Origin of the sequence: Nocardia fusca NBRC 14340, assembly GCF_001618425.1 — a bacterium.
Taxonomy (GTDB): domain Bacteria; phylum Actinomycetota; class Actinomycetes; order Mycobacteriales; family Mycobacteriaceae; genus Nocardia; species Nocardia fusca.
Genome location: NZ_BDCU01000014.1, coordinates 1 through 8,483, shown reverse-complemented (window position 1 = coordinate 8,483; position 8,483 = coordinate 1). Strand labels below are relative to the sequence as shown.

The following is an 8,483-nucleotide window of genomic DNA, read 5'->3' as shown; positions in this document are numbered from 1 at the left end:
ATGCGGGTTGCGTCGGCATTCGATGTCCGGATCGGATGCCGACTCGACCGTCCGGCCGACCTGGCGTCTGATCGCCTTCACGAATAGCAGCGCCTTCTCTGTGCCGAGTCTTACGAGGCCCTGAAAGGGTCGAGGCCCGTCCCGCCGTTCAGGCCTCGAAGTGCATGCGGCGAAGCCGCGAGTCTCGAGGCCTGAACGGCGGGACCTTCGGGGGCCTCGACCCCGCGACGCCGGAGGCGTCGCAGAAGATACAGCTATGGATCCGTATTCGATCTTTTCCGACATCATTGCCGGGCGGGCGCCGGCGAGCCGGGTGTACGAGGACGAGGATGTGCTCGCGTTCATGGACATCCGGCCGATGACGCCCGGGCATCTGCTGGTTGTGCCGAAGAAACCGGCGCGGGATCTCGCCGAGCTCGATCCGGTGCTCGGCGGGAAATTGTTCCAGGTGGGGCAGCGGCTGGCGGCGGCGTTGCGGGACAGCGAGGTGGCCTGCGACGGGGTGAATTTCTTCCTGGCCGACGGTGTGACCGCGGGGCAGGAAGTGTTCCACGTCCATCTGCACGTCATTCCCCGGACCCCGGGGGACGGATTCGGTTTGCGGGGGCGGCCGCGGACGCCGCCGCGGGCTGATCTGGACTATCTGGCCGGTTCCATCCGGGGCGCGCTGCAGCGGGGACGGTGAGCGAGGGTTCGCTACTCGGGGGAGTGGTTTCGCGGATCGTCTCGATACGGAGACGTAAGATCTTTTGTCGACTGTAGTCAGTATGTTTGCTGGGAAGATGCTGACAGTGCGCTGTCGTCGGGCGAAATGGCGAGCATGGGCATGAGCTAGTTTCCGGGGTGGGCCAGGGAGGTGCGATCATGCGTTATTTTCGGATAGCTGTACTGATGCTGGCGGTGATCGGTTTGGCTGCCGGGCTCCCTGTCCTCCGACCCGCTCCGGCCGCCGCGGCCGAGGTCGTACGGATCGATGAACTCGGCCCGACGCGGTCGGCGGTCTTCGTCTCTTCGCCCGCCATGGATCAGGTCGTGCAGGTGCAGGTGCTGCATCCGGCCGGGGGTGGCAGCCGGCCCACCTACTACCTGCTGGACGGGCTCGATCCGGGCGTCGGGCAGAGCACCTGGACCAATGCCACCGAGGCGGAACGTTTCTTCCTCGGCAAGAACGTCAATGTCGTCCTGCCGGTCGGCGGTAAGGCCAGCTATTTCACCGACTGGCAGCGCGATGATCCGGTCCTGGGCCGCTATCGGTGGGAGACATTCCTGACCCGGGAACTGCCGCCGATCATCGACAGCAATTTCGCCGGTGACGGCCGGAACGCGATCGGTGGGTTGTCCATGGGTGGGCACGCCGCCTATATCCTCGCGGCCCGGCATCCGCGGCTCTACTCCGCGGTCGCCGGGTACAGCGCCTGCCCGGATACCGCGATGGCGGCCGGCGCGGTGCAGTTCTCCATCATGACCAGGGGCGGCAACCCGAACAATATGTGGGGGGCCGGGGGCAGTCCGGACTGGGCGGCCCATGATCCGGCGCTCATGCTGGACCGGTTGCGCGGTAAAACGCTGTTCCTGTCGACCGGTACCGGTCTGCCCGGGCCGCACGAACTGGAGCTGAAACCGCAGCTGCCGGAGAACATCGTGCTCGGCGGCCCGATCGAATTCGCGGTCGACACCTGTGTGATCTCGTTCGAGCGCAAGGCGCGGGCGGCGGGGTTGCCGCTGCGGGTCGACCACAGCCCGGTCGGCACGCATTCGTGGTCGTACTGGAACGACCAGCTGAAGGCGTCCTGGCCGACCATCGGCCCCGCGATCGGCGCCTGAACCTTTCGGCCGCTACCCGCCGGATACGGTCTCCGACGGTGCCTGCGTGCGGGCCGCTACGGTGGTGGCCATGGCTGACAGTGGTAGTCCGGTAACCGACGCGGCGGCCGCGGCGGTCGCGCCCACGGCGAAGACGGTCCCGTTCGAGCGGGTACACCACGGCGACCGGTTCGTCGACGAATACGAATGGCTGCGGGACAAGGAGGACCCGGAGGTCATTGCCCACCTCGAGGCCGAGAACGCCTATACGGAGGCCCGGACGGCGCATCTCGGACCGCTGCGCGAGAAGATCTTCGACGAGATCAAGAACCGCACCCAGGAAACCGATCTGTCGGTGCCGACCAGGCTCGGTGGGTACTGGTACTACTCGCGCAGCTATGAGGGCAAACAGTACGGCGTGCACTGCCGGTGCCCGATCGACGCGAACGCCGCCGGGATCGATGCCTGGACGCCGCCGCAGCTCGAGGTCGGGACCGAGATTCCCGGCGAACAGGTCCTGCTGGACAGCAATGTGCTGGCCGAAGGGCACGATTTCTTCGCCCTCGGCGCGTTCTCGGTGAGCCACGACGGGAATCTGCTGGCGTTCTCGGTGGACACCGCCGGTGACGAGCGCTACACCTTGCGGTTCATGGATCTGCGGACCGGGGAGCTGCTCGGCGACGAGATCCCGCGGACCGCGCCCGGGGCCACCTGGTCGCTGGACGGCAGCCACGTCTTCTACCAGACCGTCGACGAGTCCTGGCGGCCCGATACCGTGTGGCGGCACCGGCTCGGCGACACGTCCGCCGCGGATGTGCGGGTGTTCCACGAGCCGGACGAGCGCTACTGGGTGAGCGTCGGCGCCACCCGGTCGGAGAAGTATCTGATGATCTGGGTGGGGTCCAAGATCACCACCGAGGGCCGGGTGCTGGAGTCGGATGATCCGACCGGTGAATTCCGGGTGCTGTTGCCCCGTCGTGAAGGGGTCGAGTATTCGGCGGAGCACGCGGTGGTGGCGGGCGAGGACCGGTTCCTGATCCTGCACAACGATGTCGTGGACGGGGTGAAAGCGGAGAACTTCGTCCTGGCCGAGGCTCCGGCCGACGACCCGTCCCGGCTGCGCACCCTCATCGGGCACCGCGACGATGTGCGGCTCGAGGATATCGACGCCTTCTCCGGGCAGCTGGTGCTCAGCTATCGCCGCGAGGCGCTGCCCCGGGTGGCGGTGTGGCCGCTGACCGCGGACGGCTACGGCGAACTGCGCGAGCTGGAATTCGACCTGGAGCTCTACAGTGCCGGGCTCGGTTCCTGCCCGGAATGGGACCAGCCCACGTTGCGGCTCGGGCTCACCTCGTTCATCACGCCCACGCAGGTCTTCGACTACGTGGTGGAGACCGGTGCACTGCTGCTGCGCAAGGAGCAGCCGGTCCTCGGCGGTTACGACGCGAATGATTATGTGCAGCACCGGGATTGGGCGGTGGCCGCGGATGGCACCCGGATTCCGATCTCGGTCGTCGCCCGGCGCGATACCGACCGTGCCACCGGGCCGAAACCGTTGCTGCTCTATGGTTACGGCTCCTACGAGGCGAGCATGGATCCGGGTTTCTCGGTGTCGCGGCTGTCGCTGCTCGATCGCGGCATGGTCTTCGCGATCGCGCATGTGCGCGGCGGCGGTGAGATGGGCCGGCTGTGGTACGAGAACGGCAAAACACTCACCAAGAAGAACACCTTCACCGATTTCGTCTCCTGCGCACAGCATCTCGTCGACAACGGCACCACCGCGCCGGATCGGATGATCGCCGACGGTGGCAGCGCGGGCGGGTTGCTGGTGGGCGCGGTCGCCAATATCGCGCCGGAGCTGTTCGCCGGGGTGCTGGCCAATGTGCCGTTCGTCGATCCGCTCACCTCGATTCTCGATCCCTCGTTGCCGCTGACGGTGATCGAATGGGACGAGTGGGGAAATCCGTTGGCGGACAAGGACGTCTACGAATACATGAAGTCGTATTCGCCCTATGAGAACGTCGCGGCCAAGGACTATCCGGCCATCCTCGCGATCACCAGCATCAACGACACCCGGGTGTTGTATGTGGAACCGGCGAAATGGGTCGCGAAACTGCGCGCCACCAAGACCGGTGATTCGCCCCTGCTGCTCAAAACCGAGATGAGCGCCGGGCACGGCGGGGTCAGCGGACGGTACGAGAAATGGCGCGAGGTCGCCTTCGAGTACGCCTGGGTGCTGGACACCGTCGGTCTCGGGGAGAAGTAGGCCCGCCGGGCGGCGACCGGATCGTGTCCCGATGTTCGCCGCCCGGCCATATCCGCTCCACGGGCCGGTCACCGGACCTGCATGCGCAGGTCATCGGCACTGCACGCCCCGGACACCTGCGGCTGCCATTGTTGGTACATGAACGCTGAGCTGCTCGTTTCGGTGTCGGGCGTCCGGGAAGCCACCCGGGACGCGGCGATCGGCTTCGCCGAGGAGATGGATCAGCGGGGGGTGCGATTGTCGCTGCTGGTGGCGCCGCGGCTGAAAGGCGGATACCGGCTTACCGACGACCCCACCACCCAGGCCTGGTTGCGCGGCCGTCGCGGTCGCGGGGACGCCGTGGTGCTGCACGGCTACGACCAGGCCGCGACCAAACGGCGCCGGGCCGAGTTCGCGACACTGCCCAGACACGAGGCGCTGCTGCGGCTGACCGCCGCCGACCGGACCATGGAGCAGGTGGGCCTGCGCACCCGCCTGTTCGCCGCGCCCCGCTGGGATGTCTCCGCCGGTGCGACCGCGGCGCTGCCCGAGCTCGGTTTCCGGCTCTCGCTCGGGTTGACCGGTATCCACGACCTGGAACGCAATTCGGTGCAGAAGGCGCGGGTGTACGGCATCGGGGAGGGGTTCCGCGCCGAGCCCTGGTGGTGCCGCGCGCTCGTGCTGGGCGCCGCGCGCACCGCCCGGCGGGGCGGCGTACTCCGCCTGGCGGTTTCGGCCGCGCAGCTGGGTCGGCCGGGTCCGCGGCAGGCGATGCTGGACGCGGTGGATCTCGCGCTCTATCACGGGGCGCGCAGCGAGGTGTACCGCTGGGAACCCGTCCGCGCCGTCCGCGCGGCCTGAGACTCCGCCGCCCCATTCGGCGATTACGGGGCGGCGGTTCCCATTTCCAGGCCGGGCCGGAACGAGAGTGGACTCCGCCCCGCCGGGCATGTTATGCATGAGTCATGCATGATAGCCGGACCGCGAACCTGCTGGGTGCCGCCGCCCTGGCGGTCACCGACCTGATGCTCGGGCGGGTAGCCGACGACACCGGTATCGGAACCAGCGCGGCCGCGGCGCTGGTGGTGCTGGCCGGCTCGCCCGGACTGAGCGGCACCGAACTGGGCCGCCGGGTCGGGTCGAGCCAGTCGGCGGCGGCGCGCATGATCGACAGCCTGCTGCGGCGGGAACTGGTGGAGCGCCGACCCGGACAGGGCCGCGAGATCGCCGTCCGTCTCACCGAGCGCGGCCGGCAGGCCGCAGCGAATATCCTGGCCGCCCGCGGCGGCGGCTTGGCGAATGTGCTCGACCCGCTCGATGCCGCCGAACGCGAGTCCCTGGCGCTGCTGCTGGACAAGTTGCTGACCGGTCTGTGCGCCGATATCGGCAACGCCGACCTGCTGTGCCGGCTCTGCGACCGGCGCTCGTGCACCACCGGTGCCTGCTGCCCGGTAGGCCAGGCCGAACGGGACCGGTCCGGATGACCGCGGGTGCGGCCCTGGCCCTGGCCTCCGCGGCCGCCTACGGTGTCTCCGACTTCGCCGGCGGGCTGCTGGCCCGCCGGATCGACCTGCGCGTGGTCGCCGTCGTCGGGCAGTTCGGCGGACTGGTTGTGGCGCTGGCCGCGGCGCCGCTGTTCCCCGGGCAATTGGACGGCGAGAGCATCCTGTGGGGCGCGCTCTCGGGGCTTGGGACCGGCATGGGGATGCTATTCCTCTTCCGCGGGCTCAGCCGTGGTGCCATGAGCACCGTGGTACCGGTCAGCGCGGTCGGCGGTGTCGCGTTACCGGTCCTGGCCGGGGTGCTGTGGCTCGGTGAACGTCCATCGGTGGCGGCCTGGGTCGGAGTGGCCGTGGCGGTCCCCGCCCTGTGGCTCGTTTCCCACGGCGGTGACGGCGCGGGCGGGCGCGCGGCGGGCACAGGCGACGCGCTGATCGCGGGGGCGGGTATCGCGGTGCAGTATCTGGCGCTGGCGCAGAGCGATCCGGTGGCGGGGATCTGGCCCGTGGTCGCCGGGCGGGTGGCCGCCGTCCTCATCCTGCTACCGCTGTTGCGTGGTACGGGCGAGCGGCCGCGGCCCGCCACCGTGGTGTGGTCGCTCGCGACCGGCGCCGCCGCCGCGATCGCCCTGATCTGCTATCTGCTCGCCGGCCGGGAGCAACTGGTGGTGATCGCAGTGGTGCTGTCCTCGCTGTATCCCGTCATACCGGTCGTTCTCGGTCTGGTCGTACTCGGCGAAAAACTCACTCGCATAAGGACAATGGGCCTGATCGCCGCGCTGCTCGCGGTCGCGCTCCTCGTGTTCGACTGAGGCCGCCGCCTACGGCCGTCCCGCGACCACGCAGGGGCAGGGCGGCTCGATCCCGCTGTGCCACGTCTTCGCCGACACCCATCCCGACGCCGAGATCATGCTGCTCGGTGTCGAGGAACCGCGCTGCCTCATCCACGCGCCGAACGAGAGCGTCGACCCGGGCGAGATCGAGCGCCCGGCGCTCGCCGAGGCGCTGTTCCTGTCGGCCTACACCCGCTGAAAACCATTCGCGGGCCGCGTTCAGAGCTCGGCGTCGTGCTCCGGACGCAGGATCGTGAATTCGGTATCGGCCTTGCGCATTTCGTCGAGCCGGCTGAAATACACACCCCAGGCCTGCTCGGCGATGATCCCGTAGTGGATCGGGAAGGCCAGCCGGGGCGCCACCGACCGCAGGTAGTCGACCGCCTCGCTGATCTTCATCCACGGGGCCGCGGCAGGGACGGCGAGCACATCGACCGGCGTGGAGGGAACCCAGAGCGAATCGCCGGGATGGACGAACTGGGTCGGGTTGGCGGCGGTGCCCAGCTGGAAGACGGTGTTGTCGATCACCGGCAGTTCGGGGTGGATCACCGCGTGCCGGCCCCCGCCGCCGGTGATCCGCAGCCCGTCGAGGTCCACTACATTGCCTGCGTGCAGTGCCTCCCAGGTCCCGCCCCGGAGTTCGGCGGTCTGCGGATCCGACAGCAGCCGCGCGCCGGGATTCGCCTCGATCAGCGGGTCGATCCGGTTCGGATCGATATGGTCGGCGTGCTGATGGGTGACGGCGATCGCATCCAGTCCGGTGAGGCCTTCGAAACCGTGGGAGAACGCGCCGGGATCGAAGAGGATCTTCTTCCCGTTCAGTTCGACGAGTACGCAGGAGTGTCCGAAGTGGGCTACATGCATGCACGCAAGGCTAGTACCGCATATGTTCGGTCACCCGCCGCGACCTTCCGGCCACCGGGCAATTAGGCTGCTCAGGTAACCCCATCCGCGTCCCGGCGTCGGCGCCGGGCGCAGCTCACCCCTTTTTGTGAGGAGCAACCCGTGGCACGTGTCGTGGTCGAGGTGATGCCGAAGGCCGAGATCCTGGATCCGCAAGGGCAGGCCATAGCCGGCGCCCTGCCGCGCCTGGGATTCGAAGGCGTCACCGACGTCCGGCAGGGCAAACGCTTCGAACTCGAGGTCGGTGACGACGTCAGCGACGACCAACTCGCCTCGATCGCCGAATCGCTGCTGGCCAACACCGTGATCGAGGACTGGAAGGTGGTGCGCGTCCAGTGACCGCCCGCATCGGTGTCATCACCTTCCCCGGAACCCTCGACGATGTCGACGCCGCCCGCGCGGTCCGGCTGGCCGGCGCCGAGGCCGTCGCGCTGTGGCACGGCGACGCCGACCTCAAAGGCGTCGACGCGGTCGTGGTCCCCGGCGGTTTCTCCTACGGCGACTACCTGCGCGCCGGTGCCATCGCCCGGTTCGCTCCCGTGATGGGCACCGTCGTCGAAGCCGCCGGCAAAGGTATGCCGGTGCTCGGTATCTGCAACGGTTTCCAGGTGCTGTGCGAGGCCGGGCTGCTGCCCGGCGCCCTCACCCGTAATGAAGGCCTGCACTTCATCTGCCGCGACCAGTGGCTGAGCGTCGAAGCCACCGACACCGCCTGGACCTCCCGCTACGAACCGGGCGCCCAGATCCTGGTTCCCCTGAAATCGGGCGAGGGTCGCTACCAGGCCGCGCAGCCGGTCCTCGACGAACTCGAAGGCGAAGGCCGGGTGGTGTTCCGCTACGCGGGCGACAACCCGAACGGATCGCAGCGCTCGATCGCGGGGATCGCGTCGGAGAACAAGCGGGTCGTAGGGCTCATGCCGCATCCGGAGCACGCGACCGAGGCGTTGACCGGGCCGAGTGATGACGGGCTGGGATTGTTCCTATCGGTGCTGGACGTGCTGGTCGCTTCCTGAGTTCGAGAGCCGGCCCCGACTACCCGGCTGATCTCGCTCCGATTCTCTTCGCGAACGGTCGCACGCCCTCGGTGCCGAAAGGCGCCGCACGCTCTCGGTGCCGAGAGCCGTCGCACGCTCTCGGTGCCGAAAGGTGGAGGCTTGTTCGTGAAGGTGTGGGGTGAAGCTTGCTCGTGAAGGTGCTGTG

At 68.5% G+C, this 8,483-nt stretch carries 9 protein-coding genes and 1 pseudogene; 9 read left to right on the top strand and 1 reads right to left on the bottom strand.

The genetic code is table 11. The features are described from left to right. Positions 1-256 precede the first annotated feature (256 nt). The 7 genes and pseudogenes from NF4_RS04610 to NF4_RS36275 form a co-directional block, all read left to right on the top strand. Positions 257-685, top strand: a complete 429-nt coding sequence (locus tag NF4_RS04610) for an HIT family protein (protein ID WP_063126052.1) — start codon at positions 257-259, stop codon at positions 683-685. Between the two features lie 179 nt (positions 686-864). Further along, positions 865-1,824 carry an alpha/beta hydrolase gene (locus tag NF4_RS04605; RefSeq protein WP_063126051.1) on the top strand — a complete coding sequence of 320 codons (960 nt, stop codon included), beginning with the start codon at positions 865-867 and terminating at the stop codon, positions 1,822-1,824. 70 nt (positions 1,825-1,894) lie between these two features. Further along, positions 1,895-4,069 (top strand): S9 family peptidase, encoded by a 2,175-nt coding sequence (locus tag NF4_RS04600; RefSeq protein ID WP_063126050.1) that lies wholly within the window; start codon positions 1,895-1,897, stop codon positions 4,067-4,069. Positions 4,070-4,207: 138 nt separating this feature from the next. Beyond that, on the top strand, positions 4,208-4,909 hold the full coding sequence (locus NF4_RS04595; protein WP_063126049.1) for a DUF2334 domain-containing protein: 702 nt from the start codon (positions 4,208-4,210) through the stop codon (positions 4,907-4,909). A gap of 104 nt (positions 4,910-5,013) precedes the next feature. Continuing rightward, a complete protein-coding gene (locus NF4_RS04590) occupies positions 5,014-5,532 on the top strand; it encodes a MarR family transcriptional regulator (protein WP_063126048.1) in 519 nt (172 codons plus the stop codon). Further along, a complete protein-coding gene (locus NF4_RS04585; RefSeq protein WP_063126047.1) occupies positions 5,529-6,359 on the top strand; it encodes an EamA family transporter in 831 nt (276 codons plus the stop codon). Before NF4_RS04590 ends, NF4_RS04585 begins: the two co-directional genes overlap by 4 nt. 4 nt (positions 6,360-6,363) lie before the next feature. Next, positions 6,364-6,579 (top strand): annotated as a pseudogene (locus NF4_RS36275) (dipeptidase); the annotation flags it as partial. A 20-nt stretch (positions 6,580-6,599) separates the two neighbouring features. On the opposite strand, the gene NF4_RS04580 reads toward NF4_RS36275, so the two are convergent. After that, on the bottom strand, positions 6,600-7,244 hold the full coding sequence (locus NF4_RS04580; RefSeq protein ID WP_063126046.1) for an MBL fold metallo-hydrolase: 645 nt from the start codon (positions 7,242-7,244) through the stop codon (positions 6,600-6,602). Between the two features lie 141 nt (positions 7,245-7,385). On the opposite strand from NF4_RS04580, the gene purS reads away from it, so the two are divergent. Next, entirely contained in the window at positions 7,386-7,622 is a 237-nt protein-coding gene (gene purS, locus NF4_RS04575) for a phosphoribosylformylglycinamidine synthase subunit PurS (protein WP_063126045.1), read from the top strand. Next, entirely contained in the window at positions 7,619-8,296 is a 678-nt protein-coding gene (gene purQ / locus NF4_RS04570; protein ID WP_063126044.1) for a phosphoribosylformylglycinamidine synthase subunit PurQ, read from the top strand. Before purS ends, purQ begins: the two co-directional genes overlap by 4 nt. Positions 8,297-8,483: the final 187 nt, after the last annotated feature.